Below are 18301 nucleotides of genomic sequence, written 5' to 3' on the forward strand. Positions count from 1 at the left end.
GATGGACGACCTCAAGATCCGCAAGACCGGCCGCGCCGGCCGCATCACCTTTACCCGCCCCAAGGCGCTGAACGCACTGACGCATAAGATGGCGCTGGCAATCCACCAGGCGCTGAGGGACTGGAGCGACGACCCCGAAGTGGCGCTGATCGTGATCGATGCCGAGGGCGACCGCGCCTTCTGCGCCGGCGGCGACATCGCGCAAGTCTATCGCGGCGGGCTGGAGGGCAATCACCAGATCGGCCGCGACTTCTTCCGCGACGAATACCAGATGAACGCGGCCATTGCCGACTATCCCAAACCCATCGTCGCCTTCATGCAAGGCTTCGTCATGGGCGGCGGTGTCGGTGTCGGCGGCCATGCCAGCGACCGCATCGTCGGTGACACGACGCAGATCGCCATGCCCGAAAGCACCATCGGGCTGATCCCCGATGTCGGCGGCACCTGGCTTCTGGCGCGGGCGCCGGGCCGAATCGGCGAATACCTGATGCTGACCAGCGACCGCATGGGTCCGGGCGACGCCATCCATGCAGGCTTTGCCGATTACTACCTGCCCGAGGCCGACTGGCCCGCCCTGATCGCGCGGCTGGAGGAAACCGGCTCGACCAGCGTGATCGAGGGCCAGACCCCGCCCCCGGCGCCGCTGGCCGATCGCGACCTGTCGGCGCTTGGCGGCGCGAACCTGACCGAGATCGTGGCGGCGCTGGAGGAAGCGGGCGACGAGGCGACGCTGAAACCGATCCGCCGCAACTCGCCCCTGTCGATGGCGGCGGGGCTGGCGATGATCCGCGCGGCGCGCGGCGACCGGCGCATCCAGGACTCGCTGGCGCGCGAATACCGCTTCACCTATCGCGCCACCGAAATGGGCGATTTCATCGAGGGCGTGCGCGCCCAGATCATCGACAAGGACCGCAAGCCCAACTGGACGGCCGATGCCTCGGACGCGCATGTCGCGGCGATGCTGGCATCCCTGGGCGATGAGGAACTGAACTGGGAGGACAAGGCATGAAGATCGGATTCATCGGGCTGGGGAACATGGGCGGGCCGATGGCCGCCAATCTGGCCAAGGCCGGGCATGAGGTGGCGGGCTTCGATACCGCCGCACCGATGCCCGAGGGCGTGACCAAGGCGGACAGCGCCGCCGCTGCGGCGACGGGTGCGGATGTGGTCATCACCATGCTGCCCAATGGCAAGATCCTGCGCAGCGTCGCCGACCAGGTCATCCCGGCGATGGCGGAAGGTGCGGTGCTTTGCGACTGCTCGACCGTCGACGTGGACAGCGCCCGTGCCGTGGCAGAGCAGGCCAATGCGGCGGGCAAGGGCGCGCTGGATGCGCCGGTCTCGGGCGGGATCGGCGGGGCGCAGGGCGGCACGCTGACCTTCATGGTCGGCGGCCCGGATGCCGCTTTCGCGACCGTGCAGCCGCTGTTCGACATCATGGGCCAGAAGGCCGTGCATTGTGGCGAAGCAGGTGCCGGCCAGGCCGCGAAGATCTGCAACAACATGATCCTTGGCGTCACCATGATCGCCACCTGCGAGGCCTTCGCGCTGGCCGACAAGCTGGGGCTGGACCGGCAGAAGATGTTCGACGTGGTCTCGACCAGCTCCGGCTATAGCTGGAGCATGAACGCCTATTGCCCCGCCCCGGGCATCGGCCCGAAATCGCCCGCCGACAACGATTACAAGCCGGGTTTCGCCGCCGAACTGATGCTGAAGGACCTGAACCTGTCGCAGGACGCGGCCAATTCGGCCGGGGCCGACACGCCCATGGGCCGGCAGGCGCGCGATCTTTACGCCCAATTTGTCGAACACGAGGATGGCCGTGGCAAGGATTTTTCCGCCATGCTGCCGCGATTCAACAAGTTGAACGGGTAGGATTAACCACAGCGCCAGTTTTTTGTGCATGTGATGGAACCCGACCCGGCGCGCCCATGTTCGCCTTTTGACGTGATGTAGCTGAACCAGGGCAGACTGATGACCACCGCGCGCTCTCTTGCGCTGATCTTGGCAACCGCCGCAGGCATCTCTGCCTTCGGCGTGGCCGGATTCACTCAGTCGAAATCCGGCGGGGCTACGGCCGAGGCACAGCAGCCGCTGGCCGTCGGCGATGTCCTGCCCGCAGGCCAGGTGCATATCATCAGCGAGCCGGGCCTCTATGGCCTTGGCCGCAATGTCGGCGGCAGCGAATATGCCGTCGCCAAGGGCCAGTTGATCCGCATCGACCCGAAGACCATGAAGGTTCTCTCGATCCTGAGGCCACAGCGCGCAATTCTCGACTGAGGCGCTCCACCGCGCGTCTTGCTGCATGCACCGGCGGGGTTCCGTCACAGCTTGGCGAGAATCCTGCAGCACCGGGAACCCCTGCTTGTTGCGGTTCGTTAAGCCGGCAATCCGCCGTGGCAACACGGCCAGAGACAGAATGAAGGACTGAAGAAATGACCAAGCTACGCATGATGACTGCGGCCGCGCTTGGCGTCATGATGGCGTTGGCACCGGTCAGCAGCTTTGCCGATCCCGGCAATGGCAAGGGTAATGGAAACGGCAAGGGCAACGGGCGTCACCACGTCCGGGTTGAAAGCCCCGTGGTCGTGATCGACCGCGACCGCGTGGTTCATCGTGACCGCAATATTGTCGTCGCCAACTGCCCGCCCGGCCTGGCGAAGAAGAACCCGCCCTGTGTCCCGCCGGGACAGGCGCGCCACGGACATGACCGGAATGACGGGATCGATGTCGGCGATATTCTTGACTGGGACGACATCCACATCGTCAGCAATCCCGGCCTTTATGGGCTTGGCAATCCGCCGGACGGCAACCGCTATGCCATCGTCGACGGCCGGCTGGTGCGGGTCGACTCGGAGACAGGTCGGCTTCTGTCGATCATCCGGCTGGTCAACGCCATCCTCGACTGACCGAGGTTCAGGGCGCTGCGGCTATCCGGCCAGCAGCGCCCGCGCCGCTTCCACAGCCGCGTCCGAGACCTTGTCGCCCGCCAGCATGCGGGCGATTTCGTTGATGCGGGCCTCGTCGTCCAGCGCCGCGACCCGACTGGTCGTCATGCCCTTGGTCACCGATTTCGCAACCTGGAAATGATGCGCCCCCAGCGCCGCGACCTGCGGGCTGTGGGTGACGACCAGAACCTGCGTGTCATGGGCGAGTTTCGCCAGCCGCCGGCCCACCGCATCTGCGGTGGCACCGCCAACACCCCGGTCGATCTCGTCGAAGATCAGCACCAGCGCGTCATTGCCCCGCGCCAGGCAGACCTTCAGCGCCAGCAGGAACCGCGACAGCTCGCCGCCCGAGGCGATCTTGTCCAAGGGTCCCGCCGGTGCACCGGGATTGGTGGCGACGGTGAAGGCCACGGCATCGCGGCCATCGGGACCGGGTTCGGCCTCGCTGACCAGCGTCTCGAAAACCGCCCGCTCCATCTTCAGCGGCGCCAGCTCGGCGGAAACCGCCTTGTCCAACTGACCGGCTGCCTTGCTGCGCGTGGCCGTTAGCGCCGCCGCCGCCGCGTCATAACCGGCATCGGCATCCGTCACCGCTCGGCGCAGCGCCGCTATCCGCTCCTCGCCGGCGTCGATCCGGCCAAGCCGGTCGCGCAGTTCATCCGCCAGACCGGCCAGATCATCGGGCAGCACGTCATGCTTGCGCGCCAGCGCACGCAGGGCGAACAGCCGCTCCTCGGTCTGTTCCAGCGCGTGGGGGTCGAAATCCAGTGCCGCCAGCGCCGTCTCGACGCCCGATGCCGCCTCGCCCAGTTCCACCAATGCCCGGCCAAGTGCCTCGATCGGCGCGTCCAGCCGCCCCTCGGCCCGGTCCGAGGCCCCCTCGAGCCAACGGTTGGCATCCAGCATCGCGCCCTCGGCGCCCTCTGGTCCGATCATCTGCAGGGCACGTGCCACGTCACCGCGAATGCGCTCGGCCGCCTGCATAGACCGCCGTGCCACGTCCAGCGCCACCTCCTCGCCCGACTCGGGGGCGAGATCACCCAGTTCCTTGACCGCGTGGCGCAGGAAATCCTCTTCCTTCTTCGCTGCCTCCAGCGCTGCCTGCGCCTCGGCCATCGCCGCCCGCGCCTCGCGCCGGGCCGCCCATGTCCGCCGGGTCGGTGCCAGATCCACCCCGGCAAAGGCATCCAGCAGCGCGCGGTGCCCGCGCGGGTTCAACAGGCCCCGGTCGTCATGCTGGCCGTGCAGTTCCACCAGCAGATCCGAAAGCTGCCGCAGCACCTCGCCCGAGACGCGGCGGTCATTCACCCATCCGGTCTTGCGCCCGTCGCCGCCATTGATGCGCCTCAGGATCAGCTCGTCCCCGGCCTCGATCCCGGCCTCGTCCAGAACGGCCCGGGCGGGATGATCGGATGGCAGGTCGAACACCGCCGTCACCTCGCCCTGCGCCGCGCCCGCGCGCACCAGGTCGGCCCGGCCGCGCCAGCCCAGAACGAAGCCCAGACAATCCAGCAGGATCGACTTGCCGGCCCCGGTCTCGCCGGTCAGCACGTTCAAGCCCGGCCCGAACGTCAGCTCGAGCCGGTCGATCAGCAACATGTCGCGAATGTCCAGCGAACGCAGCATCGCCCTATCCGTTGCAGGCGCTAGCCGCGCCGCGTCACAGCCAGCGCCCCTGCACCACCTGGCGGTAGACATTGGTCAGCCAGCTGTTGCCCTGCGGCGTCGCCGACAGCCCGCGTCCGCGCAGCTGGGCATAGGCATCCTCGTAGAAGGGCGAGGACTGGAAGTTGTGGCCCAGGATCGCACCGGCCGTCTGCGCCTCGTCGTTGAGGCCAAGGGCCAGATAGGCCTCGACCAGACGCATCAGCGCCTCGGGCGTGTGGGTGGTGGTCTGGAATTCCTCGACCACCACGCGGAAGCGGTTGATCGCGGCGGAATAATGACCCTGCTTCAGGTAATAGCGGCCGATTTCCATCTCTTTCGCGGCGAGATGGTCGAAGGCCAGGTCGAATTTCAGGATCGAGCTGCGGGCATATTCGCTTTGCGGATATTCCTCGATGACCGAGCGCAGCGATTGCAGCGCCTGGAAGGTCAGGCCCTGGTCGCGGCCAACCTCGTCGATCTGGTCGTAATAGCTGAGCGCCAGCAGGTATTTCGCATAGGCAGCATCCTCGTCACCCGGATAGGTATCGATGAACCGCTGCGCCGCGCCCCGCGCCTCTTCGTAATTCTTGGCCCGGTGATAGCCATAGGCCTGCATGATCAACGCCCGCTTGGCCCATTCGGAATAGGGGTAAAGCCGCTCGATCTCGCTGAAATAGAAAACCGCATCCTCGGGCTTGCGGCTGTTCTCCAGCTCGTACTCGCCGCGCTTGTAGATTTCCTCGGCGGTGAAATTCTCGAGATTCTTCGGCGCGTCGGACTGACCGCCTCCGAAGCGCGAGCAGCCGGCCGTCACCGATGCCACAAGCAGCATTGCCAGCAGGATTGCCGAAGATTTCGATCGCGCCATGGTCACTCTGTCCATTAATTCCGTCTTGTGACCGCAGTGCTTCCGCCCGACGGCCCGGTCGTCCTAGCACAGAACATCAGAGGGCGCAAAATGGCAATCTGTTGATTGCGGCTGGCTTTCGTCCGGCGATCCCGGGCATTCAGCCCAGAACCGCCTCGTTTCCGGCCAGCGGACCATAGGCCGAGACGCCGGCACCGGGCAGGCGATTCTCGAGCTCGGCCGAGACCTCGACCCATTCCCAGGCATCGGGCTGGGCAAACAGCGCGCGCAGCACCTTGTTGGTCATGGCATGGCCCGCACGGTGGCCGGTATAGCGCGCCAGAAGCGGCGCACCGGCCAGCGCCAGGTCACCCATCGCGTCCAGCATCTTGTGGCGGACGGCCTCATCGGAATGGCGCAGCCCGCCCGGCGACAGTACCTTGGCGCCATCGATGACGACCGCGTTCTCGTAGGTACCACCGAGCGCGAGACCGTTCGCGCGCATGGCGTCGACATCGGACTGGCGGCAGAAGGTGCGGCTGTCGGCCAGTTCGCGCAGGAAGGCGCCATTGGCCATGTCCAGCCGCTTTTCCTGATGGCCGATAGCGGCATCGGTGAAATCGATCTGGAAATCGATCTCGAGGTGATCCGCCGGCTCGAGCCGGGCAAAGACCTCGCCCTCGCGCACCTCGACCGGGCGCAACACGCGAATGGCGCGCTGCGTCTTGCCCTGCAGGCGGATGCCGACTTTCAGGATGCCACGCACGAAGGGCTGGCTCGACCCGTCGAGGATCGGCACTTCCGGCCCGTCCACGTCAACCAGCGCGTTGTGGATGCCGGTGCCGGCCAGCGCGGCCATGATATGCTCGACCGTCGACAGCGTCGCTCCCTGACCATTGTCCAGGAGCGTGCAGAGCGGCGACAGCGTGACATTGTCCCAACGGGCGGCAATGCGGTTCTCGACCCCGTCGAGGTCCAGGCGGCGGAAGACGATGCCGTGACCAGCCGGGGCGGGGTTGATCACCAGACGCGCGGGGGCACCCGAGTGCAACCCGACGCCCGCGAACTCTGCCTTGCTTTTGATCGTTGCCTGCATGGTCTGCCTGCCGTTTCTCTTCGATTCCGGGCCATGAGGGCATCCGGTGATCCTGAGGTAGGCGCAGCCCTGCCACCACTCAATTAACGAATTGTAACGGGTTGAAACATTCACCGGCGGAGTCTTGCCCGAACCTTGCATCCGCTGGTCAGCACGTTGTTTCAAAATGAAAAAAGGGCCGCTTAGTGCGGCCCTTCCGGATTCTCATGTGACGATTTTGTGAGCGGCTCAGTTCGCCTGACGGCGCAGGAAGGCCGGGATTTCAACATTGTCTTCGCCGGCATCAGGGCTGGCAAGATTGTCGAAATCGGATTCGCTCTGGCGCGCACGGCTGGCCACACGCTCGCTCACGCGCTCGGCAATCGTGCTGGCGGCGGGCTTGGCGGCAGCGCCTTCGCCGTGACCGGCAACCCGCTCGATCAGGCGGCCAAGGCCACCCATGCGGCTTTGCTGGGCATTGGCCTGCGGGGTCGGAGCGGCGCCGCGGGCTTGACGCTCGCCGTGATTCTCGACCGCGCGCTGCAGGCGGGCCATCACCTCGGGCTTCACCGTCACGCGGTCCTGACCCGGGGCTTTCGGCGTGTAATAGCCAGCCAGTTCATCCTCGACCTCGGGGGTCGCGACGGCGGGCTTGGCGGCGGGCTGCGGACGGGTCCAGCCCGCGGGCGGCATGTCGTCATCACCGATCGCCGGACGCTGCTCGGCCACCGGGGCGGCCGGACGGGTCTCGGCCACGGGCGCGGCGGGGGCCGGCGCGCGGCGCGGCGGCACCGGCAGGTCTTCCTCACGGGCCTTTTGACCAACGGTCGGGTTCTGGGTCAGCGGCTCGGACATGCTGCGGCGCGGGGTCGGAACCTCGGCCACCGACGGCTCGGCATCGATGCCGGTCGCCACGACCGAGACGCGCAGCGTGCCGTCCATCGACGGGTCCAGCGTCGAGCCGACGATGATGTTGGCATCGGCATCCACCTTGTCGCGGATGATGTTCGCCGCCTCGTCCAGTTCAAACAGGGTCAGGTCGTAACCGCCGGTGATGTTGATCAGCACGCCCTTCGCGCCGTTCAGGCTGATCTCGTCCAGCAGCGGGTTGGCAATGGCACGCTCGGCGGCTTCGACGGCGCGGTTGTCGCCCGAGGCCTCGCCGGTGCCCATCATCGCCTTGCCCATCTCGTCCATCACCGCGCGAACGTCGGCAAAGTCGAGGTTGATCAGGCCCGGACGCACCATCAGGTCGGTCACGCCCTTGACGCCCTGATACAGCACGTCATCGGCCATGGCGAAGGCTTCGGTGAAGGTGGTCTTCTCATTGGCCAGACGGAACAGGTTCTGGTTCGGGATGATGATCAGCGTGTCGACGACCTTCTGCAGGGCCTCGACGCCCTCTTCGGCCTGACGCATCCGCTTGGTGCCTTCGAACTGGAAGGGCTTGGTCACCACGCCGACGGTCAGGATGCCCATCTCGCGGGCGGCCTGGGCGATGATCGGGGCGGCGCCGGTGCCGGTGCCGCCGCCCATGCCGGCGGTGATGAAGCACATATGGGCGCCCATCAGGTGGTCAACGATGTCCTCGATGGTTTCCTCGGCCGCCTTGGCGCCGATCGAGGGTTTCGCGCCGGCGCCCAGACCCTCGGTCACTTTCGGACCGATCTGGATGCGCTGTTCGGCCCGCGACCCGGCCAGAGCCTGCGCGTCGGTATTGGCAACCACGAACTCGACCCCGTCGAGCTGCTTCTCGATCATGTTGTTGACCGCGTTGCCGCCCGCGCCGCCGACGCCAAAGACCGTGATCCGCGGCTTCAGTTCGTCTTGATCGTTCATCATCAGATTGAGGTTCATGGTGTCCGCCTGTTTCGCTGTCTGCCGGGCCTTGTTCGCCCACCCGGTCGAATCCCCGTTTATCCGTCCAATCGTAGCGGCAATACCCCCCTGCGTCACCCGAAAAACACCCGTCAACCGCAAAATCTGGCGGTTCAGACGGGGGGTGTCGGCGGTATCTTGCCAAGGCGACAGGATATGGTGGAGGGCAAACTGCCCCCGCATATCGGTTGTTATGTCTGTCTCACCAGTTGTTGCGGAACCAGCGATAGGCCCGGCGCAGGCTGCGCGCGGAATAGCGGTCGGCGGGCATTTCGAAGTCCCACCATTCGTCCTGCGGATGGGCGGCAAACAGCGCCAGACCGACGGCGCTGGCGAAGCTGGGATCGGTCAGCTGATGCGCCAGCCCGTCGATGCGCAGAGGCCGCCCGCAGCGGACATTGGGCCCCAGAATGCGGGTCGCCAGACCGTCCAGCCCGGGGATCTGGCTGCCGCCGCCGGTCAGCACGATCTGCTGGCTGGGCAGCGAGTCAAAGCCCGCCGCGTCCAGCCGTTGACGGACCTCTTCCAGAATTTCCTCGACCCTTGGGCGCATGATGCCGATCACGTCGCTGCGGCTGACGCTGCGTCGGTCGGATTCCCAATCGCCGGTCTCGCCGCCCACCTCGAGCATCTCGCGGTCGTCGCGGCCGGTGGCCTCGATGCCGCCATTCAGGGTCTTCAGCCGTTCGGCCACGGCATAGGGCACGCGCAGGCCCTGGCTGATGTCCTGAGTGATCAGGTGCCCGCCGATGCGCACCCAATCGGCATAGATCATGTGCTTCTTGATGAAGATCGACACGCCGGTGCCGCCGCCGCCCAGATCGATGCAGGCCGCGCCCAGTTCCTGCTCATCCTCGACCAGGCTGGCGCGCCCCGCCGCATAGGAGGCGCTGGCCACGCCCGCCAGTTCCAGATCGCAGCGGCGGATGCAGTGCAGCAGGTTGCCGATCGCATCGCCATCTACGGTCAGCACATGCATGTCACAGGCCAGCCGGTTGCCGGCATGGTCGCGCGGATCGCCCAGGCCGCTGCGGTGATCAACGGCGAAATTCACCGGCTGCGCGTGCAGCACCTCGCGCCCTCGGCCGAAATCCGGCGCGTCGCAGGCCGCCAGAACCGAGGCCACGTCATGTTCGGTGACCTTGCCCTGCTCCAGCGTGATCTCTCCGGCCAGGCCATAGGAGGACGGACGGCCGCCCGAGAGGCAGGCGATGACGTGATCGACCCGGACCCCGGCCATCTTCTGCGCCGCCGCGACCACGGTGCGCACCGCGCGCTCGGTCTCGGCCATGGTCTCGATCTCGCCGCCGCGCATCCCGCGGGCGCGGGTGGTGGCAGCGCCGATCACCTTGAACTCGGCCTGCCCGGCCATCGGTCCGACGCCATCGGCCTCGCGCGTGGTGCCCGAGCCATCGAATTTCAGCACGAGGCAGGCGATCTTCGAGGTGCCGATATCGAGAATGCCGATCACGCCGCGTTGCATGGCGGCGCGGCGCATGTTCCGCATGGCGCGTTGCGTCTGGTAAAGATCGGTCATGTCTGCCTAGCCCCCCGTCTTGTCCTGATCCGGCAGCACCTGCCCGTCCGGCCCCAACAGGGGCAGGCCGCGCGCGCCGCGGATGGTGTTTCTGGCATCGATCCCCATGCGGATGATCGGACGCTCGCCGTCGCGCAGGTCGATCACGCTGATGTCGCGGCCCAGCACGTCCTGTTCCCGCTGCAACTTGATGGCGCGCTCCATCGCGACGATGGAACCGCGCTCGGGCAGCAGGATGCGCTGGCCGTGATCCAGCACCACGTCCCACCGCCGTTCGCCCTGCCGCTGCAAGCCGCGCAGCCGCGGCAGGATCGGGCCGGCGGCATCGATCAGCGCCAGCGCCTCGGCGGTCACCTGATCGGCCCCGTCGCCCGAGATGATCGGCAAATCGGGCCGCATCTCGCGCGAGGTGACGCCGGCGACGCGGTGTCCGGTCTTGTCCAGCATGTCGATGCCGCGCGCATGGCGCCAGAGCAGCGCCGGCTGACGCTCGGTCACCACCGCCGACAGGATGCCGCCCGGCTTGATCCTGAGTTCGATGGTCTCGACCGCATCCAGTGCCAGCACCTGCAGGCGCAGCGCGGTCAGGTCGATGTCGAAGCTCGAGGCCGGCAGATCCACCGGCAGCATCGCCCGCAGCGCCTTGTCGACGGCGGGCGAGGCACCCTCGATGGTCATCATCCGGACCTGGAATTCCTCGCGCGACTGGACCTTGTCGACCAACCCGTCGATCCCTTCGGACAGCATCGCCCGGCGATCCTCGTCCGACAGCCAGATGCCGACGGTCATCGCCAGCAGGAAGGCCGGCAACCCGATCCGCAGAAAGCGGCGATAGAGCGGCCTGAGCCACATCCGTTCCAGCCGGTATTGCAGCCGCGAGGGCGCCGGGTCGCGCTTGGGCTTCGGGGCCCCGTGCTGATCGCTCAGGCTCGCCACAGCGCGTCCTCGATCATCCAGCGCATCAGCGCCGGGAAATCATAGCCCGCATGGGCGGCCTGTTCGGGGGCCAGCGAGGTCGGCGTCATGCCGGGCTGGGTGTTCAGTTCCAGAATGATCAGCCCGTCCAGACCGCGCGTCTCGTCCCACCGGAAATCGGTGCGGCTGACGCTGGTGCAGCCGAGGGCCTGATGCGCGCGCAGCGCGTAGTCGAGGCAGGCAGCGGTGATCTCGGCAGGCAGCTCAGCCGGGATCACATGGCGCGAGCCGCCGGGCTTGTATTTGGCATCGTAATCATACCAGCCCTCGGCGATGATCTCGGTCACACCCAGCGCCCGGTCGCCCATGACCGTCGTCGTCAACTCGCGCCCCGGCGCATAGGTCTCGACCATGACGCGCTCGGGCATCGATGCCGACAGGGCCGGCGGGCCGTTATTCTCGGCCTGAACGATATAGACGCCAACGCTCGAGCCATCGTCATTGGGCTTCACCACATAGGGCGGCACCATGACATGGCGGGCGCGCACCTCGTCGGCATCGGCGATGATGCTCTCGACCACCGGCAGGCCGGCGGCGCGGAAGGCGGCCTTGGCCCGGGTCTTGTCCAGCGCCAGTGCCGAGGCCAGCACGCCGGAATGGGTATAGGGAATGGCCAGCCATTCGAGGATGCCCTGCACGCAGCCATCCTCGCCATAGCGACCATGCAGCGCGTTGAAGACCGCATCGGGCCGCAATTCCTGCAGCCGCGCGACGATGTCGCCATTGCGCTCTTTGCCGAGCACGACCTCGGTTACATCAAAGCCCGCCACCCGCAGCGCATTCGCGCATTCGCGCCCTGACGACAGGGAGACCTCGTGCTCGGCCGAGGGTCCGCCCATCAGGACGGCTACGGTGTGGGCTGTCCTGCTCGACCTGCCCGCCACGTTTCGCCTTTCGCGCCCGGTTTCTCCGGGCTTTCTTTCACTCTGCGCGGCCGGGTTCGTCCCGGTCCTGCGCGATATTCGTTATGGATGTATTCACCTTAGCGGCAATCCCTGAATCGCAAAAGCCCAATTTTCGGGATTGGCGCGGCTCACTCGGCCTCGGGCAGCGGATCGCCGATGCGGATCACTTCCCATTGCAGCTCGTGCCCGCTGCTTTCCAGCACCCGGCGGCGGACCAGCTCGCCCAGACCCTCCAGCTCGGCCGCTGTGGCGCCGCCGGTATTCACCAGGAAGTTGGGGTGCTTTTCCGACATCTGAGCCCCGCCCCAACTGTGACCGCGCAGCCCCGCCGCGTCGATCAGCGACCAGGCCTTCAGCTCATGCGTGTCATCGGCCCGGCCCGTGCTGGAGAAGCCCGCCGGGTTGCGGAAGGTCGAGCCGGCGCTGCGGTCCTTGGTCGGTTGGGTCTCGTCGCGCTTGGCCAGTTGCTGCGCCATCTTCTCGTGCAGCGCATCCGGGTCGCCGCGTTCGGCGCGGAACAGGGCCTCGGTCAGCACCCAGCCCTCGGGCAGTTCGGCATGGCGATAGGCAAAGCGGAAATCATCGGGTTGCAGAACCACCTCGCGACCCTCGCGGGTGATGGCGCGGGCCTCGACCAGATGGTCGGCCACATAGCTGCCATAGCAGCCGGCATTCATCCGAACCGCCCCACCGACGCTGCCCGGAATGGTGCGCAGGAAGGTCAGGTCCAGCCCCGCATCCGCCGCCCGCCGCGCCACATGCGCATCCAGCGCGGCAGCGCCGGCGATGACGGTGTCCCCGTCGATCTCGATGCCGTTGAAACTGCGCCCAAGCCGGATCACCACCCCCCGGATACCGCCATCGCGGACGATGAGGTTCGAGCCGACGCCGATCGGAAACACTGGAACGGCAGGGTCGAGCGCAGCGAGGAATGCGGCCAGATCCTCGGCATCGGCGGGCTGGAACAGCCAGTCGGCAGGTCCGCCGACGCGCAGCCAGGTCAGGGCGTCGAGGGGGCGATCGGGGGTCAGGGTGCCACGGGGCGTGGGAAGATCAAAGGTCATCCGGCGGTGGTAGCCAGTGGCGGCGGGGGCGTCAACTCGGAGGGGTGTGGGATTACGCGATGGCCACTCCAGTACAGGGCCTGCGGCTGATCGCGGGTGGTTGCTGTGTCAATCGGATTGAGGGTCTTAGCTGGGCCGGGAAAATCGTTCGGACCGAGTCAGCACGAGGGGCGGGTCACACCAACCCCGCCAGCACCACCGCGCCTGCGGCCACGGTCAGAAGTGCGGTGGCCAAACCTCCCTGCCAACTCTTCCAGCCAAGCCCGGCGCCGGTCACCTCGCCCGCAACGACACCGACACCGGTGCCTGCCAGCGCCGGGATCACCGTTGCTTGCATCGCGATCCAGGCAGAGAGATCGTGGTGGATGCCGTCGCCGACCTGTGCGCCGTGCAGCTGGACGGCGATCACCGCCAGAAGCGCGGCGAGGGCGATGAGCGGCCACCATGTTCGCGAGAAGCTGCACCAGAAGGCGATGAAGCCGGCGCCGGCGAGGCAGAGCGCGCCGATGAGAAGCGGGTTCATTCGGCCGGGGCCACGGGCGCGGGTGCCGGCTGGCGCGGGCGGCGCTGCCTGAGCAGCAGCGCCATGCCAAGCGCGAGGCCGGCAAGCCCCACGGCCGGGCCGCAGCGCAGGGTCAGGAGGCCCAGAACCGGCACGCCAAGCGCCACGGTGATCCGGGTGGCAAGGCTGCGGCGATGGGTGGGCAGGCGCGGGATCAGCAAGGCGAGGATCAGCCAGGCAGCGGCCAGACCCAGCGAGGTGTAGACCGCAGCCGTCACGCGGCCTTGCCTTGCAGCCGCTCGGGCAGCCCGTTGGCCCAGGTCGAGATGGTGCCGGCGCCAAGGCAGACGACCATGTCGCCGGGGCGCGCCTGTTCACGCACCAGCCGGGCGAGGTCTTCCTCGTCCATCACCGCGCGGGCGTGGCGATGGCCGTGGGCGATGAGGCCAGCGACCAGATCGTCGCGCGAGGCGCCGGGGATCGGGTCTTCACCGGCGGAATAGACATCGGCGATGCCCACCACGTCGGCCTCGTTGAAGCAGGTGCAGAAATCCTCGAAGAGGTTCGACAGCCGCGAATAGCGATGCGGCTGGTGCACGGCGATGACCCGGCCCTGCGTCGCCTGACGCGCCGCCTTCAGCACGGCGGCGATCTCGACCGGGTGGTGGCCGTAATCGTCGATGATGGTGACCCCGTTCACCTCGCCCACGCGGGTGAAGCGGCGACCGACGCCGCCGAACTTGGCCAGCGCCTCGCGGATCTCGGATTTCTTGATGCCCAGATGCCGGGCGACAGCGACGGCGGCCAAGGCATTCGAGACATTGTGATCGCCGGGCATGGGCAGGCTGCAGCCCTCGATCATCTCGACCCCGCCGGTCTCGGTCGGGCCTTCGCATTGCAAGGCAATGTCGAACAGCGCGATGCCGTTTTCATAGCGCAGGTTCATCGCCCGCACATCGGCCTGGGCATTGAAGCCGAAGGTCACCACGCGGCGGTCGGTCAGCTTGCCGACCAGCGCCTGCACCTCGGCATGGTCGGTGCAGCAGACGGCGAGGCCGTAGAAGGGAATGCGCGAGGCGAAATCGAGGAATCCCTGACGCAGCGCGTCAAAGCTGCCCCAATGCTCCATATGCTCGGGATCGATATTGGTGATGATGGCGATGTCGGCGGGCAGGCGGTTGAAGCTGCCATCGCTTTCATCGGCCTCGACCACCATCCACTCCCCTGCCCCGGCGCGGGCGTTCGAGCCATAGGCATGGATGACGCCGCCATTGATGACGGTCGGGTCAAGGTTGCCGGCGTCCAAGAGCGTGGCGACCATGGTGGTGGTCGTGGTCTTGCCGTGGGTCCCGGCGATGGCGATGTTCGATTTCATCCGCATCAGCTCGGCCAGCATCTCGGCGCGGCGGACGACCGGCAGGCCACGGCGGCGGGCCTCCTCGAGTTCGGGATTGCCCTTCTTGATCGCGGTCGAGATGACGATGACACCGGCCTCGCCGATATTCTCGGCGCGCTGCCCCTCGAAGATGGTCGCGCCCAGCTTCTCCAGCCGGTCGGTGATCTTCGAGCGTTTCAGGTCCGAGCCCTGAACGCGGTAGCCCAGTGTCAGCAGCACCTCGGCGATGCCCGACATGCCGATGCCGCCAATGCCGACAAAATGGATGGGGCCCAGTTCCATGGGCAGTTTGGTGGCGGCATTCATCGGGCAAGCTCCGTGACGAGATCGTAGAGGCGACGGGCCGCATCGGGGCGGCCAAGGGCAAGGGCGGCGGCGGCCATGCGGGCGGCGCGGGCGGGATCGCTGAGGACCGCGAGCATGTCGCGCGTCAGGCTTTCCACGTCAAGCACCGATTCCGGCAGCATCAGCGCGGCTTCCGCATCGGCAAGCGGCCGCGCATTGGCGGATTGGTGGTCATTGGTGGCGGTGGGCAGCGGGATCAGGATCGAGGGCCGGCCGATGACGGTCAGGTCGGCGATGGTCGAGGCACCCGAGCGGGCGATGACCAGCTGCGCCTCGGCAAAGCGGCGCGGCACGTCGTCGAAGAAGTGCCGCACCTCGGCCACGACACCGGCCGCGCGATAGGCGGCAACGACGCGGTCGTGATCCTCCTTGCGGGCCTGATGGGCGACGCGCAGGCGCGGGCGCAGGTCCGAGGGCAGCGCGGCGATGGCGGCGGGCACCATGTCCGACAGGATTCGCGCCCCCTGCGAGCCGCCGATGATGACGATATGGACCGGGCCGGTGCCGGGTGGCTGGTAGGGGCTTCCGGCATAGTCCATCACCGAAGCGCGGACCGGGTTGCCGGTGTGGATGCCGGTCACGCCCTGCGGCAGTTCGGTGGGCCATGTGCCGCAGGCGATGCGGTTGACGCGGCTGGCGAAGCGCGAGTTCACCCGGCCCATCACCCCGTTCTGCTCATGGATCATCCGCGGCAGGCCCATGCTGAGCGCCGCCGACATGGCCGGGATGGTCGGATAGCCGCCGAACCCCACCACCACATCGGGCCGGTCGCGGCGAAAGCCGCTGCGCGCGGCCAAGACGCCCGAGGCGATCTTGAAGGGCGCGGCCAGCTTGCCCATCAGCCCGCCGCGCGAGGTGGTGGCCGAGGGAACCACGCTGCGCTCCACCGTCTTGGGGAAGCCATCGGCATAGCGGGCGCCACGGTCATCGGTCGAGAGCTTCACCCGCCAGCCCTCGGCCAGCAGAACCTCGGCCAGGGCCTGAGCCGGAAACATGTGGCCGCCGGTTCCCCCGGCAGCGATCAGCGCCAATTTCCCCGACATCAGCGCCCGGCCCTGCGCAGGATCTCGGCCATCTCGCCCTGCGGGCGGGTGCGGGTCAGCGCCAAGAGCATCCCCATGGCAATGCCCGAGGCGATGACCGACGAGCCGCCATAGCTGACGAAAGGCAGCGTCATCCCCTTGGCCGGCAGCAGACGCACGGCCACGCCCATATTGATCAGCGCCTGCACCCCGAAGGCGCAGGCAAGGCCGGTGCCGGCGATGCGGACGAAGGGATCACGCTCTTTCAACAGCCGCATCAGCGAACGCACGACGATGGTGCAGTACAGCGCGATGATCGCCAGCACCATGATCAGGCCATATTCCTCGGCCGCCACGGCGATGATGAAGTCGGTATGGGCATCGGGCAGCGACCATTTCACCGTGCCCTCGCCCACGCCTACACCGAAGAAGCCGCCCTCCTGAATGGCATTGGTGGCATAGCCCAGCTGGGTGCGCGGATCGACCTCGGGCGACAGGAAACCGTCGATGCGTCGGGCAAAGTGGTCCGAGGCGCCATAGGCGAAGATGCCGCCGCAGATGGTCAGGCCCGCGACGATCATCAACAGGATCATCGGCGCGCCGGCGACGAAATACATCACGCCCCAGGAAAACAGCACCAGCGAGGCCTGGCCGAAATCAGGCTGCAGCGCCAGAAGCAGAACCACGGTGACGGCGGCGAGGAAGGAATAGGCCTTGCCCGGCGGGCCACCGACCTCCTGGCTTGCGGCCATGAACCAGGCGCAAAGCGCGACGAAGCCGGGCTTCAGGAATTCCGAGGGCTGGACCGACATGCCGGCGATCGACAGCCAGCGCACGGCGCCCTTGCCGAAATCGGTGCCGATGACCGGCAGGGCCAGAATGGCCGCAAACGCGGCGATGAAGCCCACCACCCCGAGCCGTCGCACCTGCCGGGGCGACATCATCGAGATGATGATCATCACCACCAGTGCGACCCCGCCCATCACCGCCTGACGCTGGACATAGTAGAATCGCGGCAGGTTGTTCTTCTCGGCCAGCGGCACCGAGGCGGCAAGCCCCAGCAGCAGCCCCATCGCGAACAGCCCCAGCACGCAGGCCAGAGACCATTTGTCGACCGTCCGCCACCAGCGTGGAAGAATAGGATCACCCGCCCGAACGGGGGTGGCGCCAAAGACCATCTCGGTCATGGGTATACCGCCTTCACTGCCTCTGCCTCGTCCGGTTTTCCCGGATCTGGGCGCGAGCATAACCTGATTTACCCTGTCACGCTACTGGGGAAATTCCTCATCTTCCCGCGGGCCGGGCCAACCCGGTTGATTAAATAACCGAATCGTTATATAACTCTTACATTATGGAAAACCTCGATGCCCGACTGACCGCCCTTGCCGACCCGACTCGCCGCGCCCTGATCGAGCGGCTGGCCCTGGGCGAGGCCACGGTCGCCGAACTGGCCCGGCCCTTCGCCATCAGCCAGCCGGCGATCTCGCGTCATCTGAAGGTGCTGGAAGAGGCCGGGCTGATCGAGGCACGCGTGGCCGGCACCTCGCGGCCCCGCCGCCTTCGGGCGCAGGCCTTCACCGAGACCGCCGACTGGTTCGGCCCCTTCTTCGCCGCGCTGGATGCGCGGTTCCGGGCGCTGGACCGGGTTCTGGCCGAGATGCCGGACCCCTCACCCGAGATTTCAACCGAAAGGACAGATCCATGACCAAGCTGATCGCTAGATCCGAAGGCGAGCGCGACGTGATCGTGACCCGCCATTTCGCCGCCCCGCCGGACAAGGTCTGGCACGCGCTGACCGACACCGCGCTGATGCGGAAATGGATGACCAGCGATTTCGGCCCGCTGAAATCGCTGACCGGCGAGGCCACGGTTGGCGGCACCCATCATTTCATCTGGGACACCGACGGCAAAGACATGAATATGATCGCCACCTATGACGTGCTCGAGGCCCCTAGCCTGATCCGCCACCGCGAGGCCTGGCCGGAATACGGCTACATGGAAAGCGTGATCGAAACCCGGCTTAGCCCAGCCCCGGGCGGCACCGAGATGCGCATGGTGATCACCTTTGCCACATCCGAGGCCCGCGCACAGGCACTGGAGGTCGGCATGACCGAGGGGATGGAAGCGACCTATGCCAATATGGACAAGCTCTTGGCGTAA

19 protein-coding genes are annotated in these 18301 nt (G+C 67.0%); 6 read left to right on the forward strand and 13 right to left on the reverse strand.

The genetic code is table 11. The annotated features are described in order from the left end of the window. Position 1: 1 nt before the first annotated feature. From CX676_RS09425 to CX676_RS09440, 4 genes are all read left to right on the forward strand, one after another. Positions 2 to 1009, forward strand: coding sequence for an enoyl-CoA hydratase/isomerase family protein (locus CX676_RS09425; protein ID WP_101752385.1), 1008 nt, complete (start codon positions 2 to 4; stop codon positions 1007 to 1009). Next, positions 1006 to 1875 carry a 3-hydroxyisobutyrate dehydrogenase gene (gene mmsB, locus CX676_RS09430; protein ID WP_101752386.1) on the forward strand — a complete coding sequence of 290 codons (870 nt, stop codon included), beginning with the start codon at positions 1006 to 1008 and terminating at the stop codon, positions 1873 to 1875. The genes CX676_RS09425 and mmsB overlap by 4 nt, the downstream gene beginning before the upstream one ends. 99 nt (positions 1876 to 1974) lie before the next feature. Then, entirely contained in the window at positions 1975 to 2280 is a 306-nt protein-coding gene (locus tag CX676_RS09435; protein ID WP_101752387.1) for a hypothetical protein, read from the forward strand. Positions 2281 to 2435: 155 nt separating this feature from the next. Continuing rightward, entirely contained in the window at positions 2436 to 2909 is a 474-nt protein-coding gene (locus CX676_RS09440; protein WP_101752388.1) for a hypothetical protein, read from the forward strand. A 21-nt stretch (positions 2910 to 2930) separates the two neighbouring features. Here CX676_RS09440 and recN read toward each other — a convergent pair whose 3' ends face one another. The 13 genes from recN to ftsW form a co-directional block, all read right to left on the reverse strand. Continuing rightward, entirely contained in the window at positions 2931 to 4574 is a 1644-nt protein-coding gene (gene recN / locus CX676_RS09445) for a DNA repair protein RecN (protein WP_101752389.1), read from the reverse strand. Between the two features lie 34 nt (positions 4575 to 4608). Beyond that, positions 4609 to 5463: an outer membrane protein assembly factor BamD gene (locus CX676_RS09450; RefSeq protein ID WP_101752390.1), complete on the reverse strand. Its 855-nt coding sequence runs from the start codon at positions 5461 to 5463 to the stop codon at positions 4609 to 4611. Positions 5464 to 5602: 139 nt separating this feature from the next. Further along, positions 5603 to 6538 (reverse strand): UDP-3-O-acyl-N-acetylglucosamine deacetylase, encoded by a 936-nt coding sequence (gene lpxC, locus CX676_RS09455; protein ID WP_101752391.1) that lies wholly within the window; start codon positions 6536 to 6538, stop codon positions 5603 to 5605. 228 nt (positions 6539 to 6766) lie between these two features. Continuing rightward, complete coding sequence (ftsZ, locus tag CX676_RS09460) at positions 6767 to 8374, reverse strand: cell division protein FtsZ (RefSeq protein WP_101752392.1); 1608 nt, start codon at positions 8372 to 8374, stop codon at positions 6767 to 6769. Between the two features lie 223 nt (positions 8375 to 8597). Continuing rightward, a complete protein-coding gene (gene ftsA / locus CX676_RS09465; RefSeq protein WP_101752393.1) occupies positions 8598 to 9932 on the reverse strand; it encodes a cell division protein FtsA in 1335 nt (444 codons plus the stop codon). A gap of 6 nt (positions 9933 to 9938) precedes the next feature. After that, positions 9939 to 10868, reverse strand: a complete 930-nt coding sequence (locus tag CX676_RS09470; RefSeq protein WP_232816634.1) for a cell division protein FtsQ/DivIB — start codon at positions 10866 to 10868, stop codon at positions 9939 to 9941. After that, complete coding sequence (locus CX676_RS09475) at positions 10856 to 11791, reverse strand: D-alanine--D-alanine ligase (RefSeq protein WP_101752394.1); 936 nt, start codon at positions 11789 to 11791, stop codon at positions 10856 to 10858. The genes CX676_RS09470 and CX676_RS09475 overlap by 13 nt, the downstream gene beginning before the upstream one ends. A 149-nt stretch (positions 11792 to 11940) precedes the next feature. After that, positions 11941 to 12876 carry a UDP-N-acetylmuramate dehydrogenase gene (gene murB, locus CX676_RS09480; protein ID WP_101752395.1) on the reverse strand — a complete coding sequence of 312 codons (936 nt, stop codon included), beginning with the start codon at positions 12874 to 12876 and terminating at the stop codon, positions 11941 to 11943. A gap of 175 nt (positions 12877 to 13051) precedes the next feature. Then, a complete protein-coding gene (locus tag CX676_RS09485; protein ID WP_101752396.1) occupies positions 13052 to 13399 on the reverse strand; it encodes a hypothetical protein in 348 nt (115 codons plus the stop codon). After that, entirely contained in the window at positions 13396 to 13656 is a 261-nt protein-coding gene (locus CX676_RS09490; protein WP_101752397.1) for a DUF2484 family protein, read from the reverse strand. Before CX676_RS09490 ends, CX676_RS09485 begins: the two co-directional genes overlap by 4 nt. Further along, positions 13653 to 15080 carry a UDP-N-acetylmuramate--L-alanine ligase gene (gene murC, locus CX676_RS09495; protein WP_101752398.1) on the reverse strand — a complete coding sequence of 476 codons (1428 nt, stop codon included), beginning with the start codon at positions 15078 to 15080 and terminating at the stop codon, positions 13653 to 13655. The genes CX676_RS09490 and murC overlap by 4 nt, the downstream gene beginning before the upstream one ends. After that, positions 15077 to 16162 (reverse strand): UDP-N-acetylglucosamine--N-acetylmuramyl-(pentapeptide) pyrophosphoryl-undecaprenol N-acetylglucosamine transferase, encoded by a 1086-nt coding sequence (locus CX676_RS09500; RefSeq protein WP_101752399.1) that lies wholly within the window; start codon positions 16160 to 16162, stop codon positions 15077 to 15079. The genes murC and CX676_RS09500 overlap by 4 nt, the downstream gene beginning before the upstream one ends. Then, entirely contained in the window at positions 16162 to 17328 is a 1167-nt protein-coding gene (gene ftsW, locus CX676_RS09505; RefSeq protein WP_101752400.1) for a putative lipid II flippase FtsW, read from the reverse strand. The genes CX676_RS09500 and ftsW overlap by 1 nt, the downstream gene beginning before the upstream one ends. A 164-nt stretch (positions 17329 to 17492) precedes the next feature. Between ftsW and CX676_RS09510 the strand changes: the two genes are divergently transcribed. Both CX676_RS09510 and CX676_RS09515 read left to right on the forward strand, forming a co-directional pair. Continuing rightward, positions 17493 to 17846, forward strand: coding sequence for an ArsR/SmtB family transcription factor (locus tag CX676_RS09510; protein ID WP_101752401.1), 354 nt, complete (start codon positions 17493 to 17495; stop codon positions 17844 to 17846). Continuing rightward, positions 17843 to 18301 carry an SRPBCC family protein gene (locus CX676_RS09515; RefSeq protein WP_101752402.1) on the forward strand — a complete coding sequence of 153 codons (459 nt, stop codon included), beginning with the start codon at positions 17843 to 17845 and terminating at the stop codon, positions 18299 to 18301. Before CX676_RS09510 ends, CX676_RS09515 begins: the two co-directional genes overlap by 4 nt.

This window comes from Paracoccus zhejiangensis, assembly GCF_002847445.1.
In the GTDB taxonomy this organism is placed as follows: domain Bacteria; phylum Pseudomonadota; class Alphaproteobacteria; order Rhodobacterales; family Rhodobacteraceae; genus Paracoccus; species Paracoccus zhejiangensis.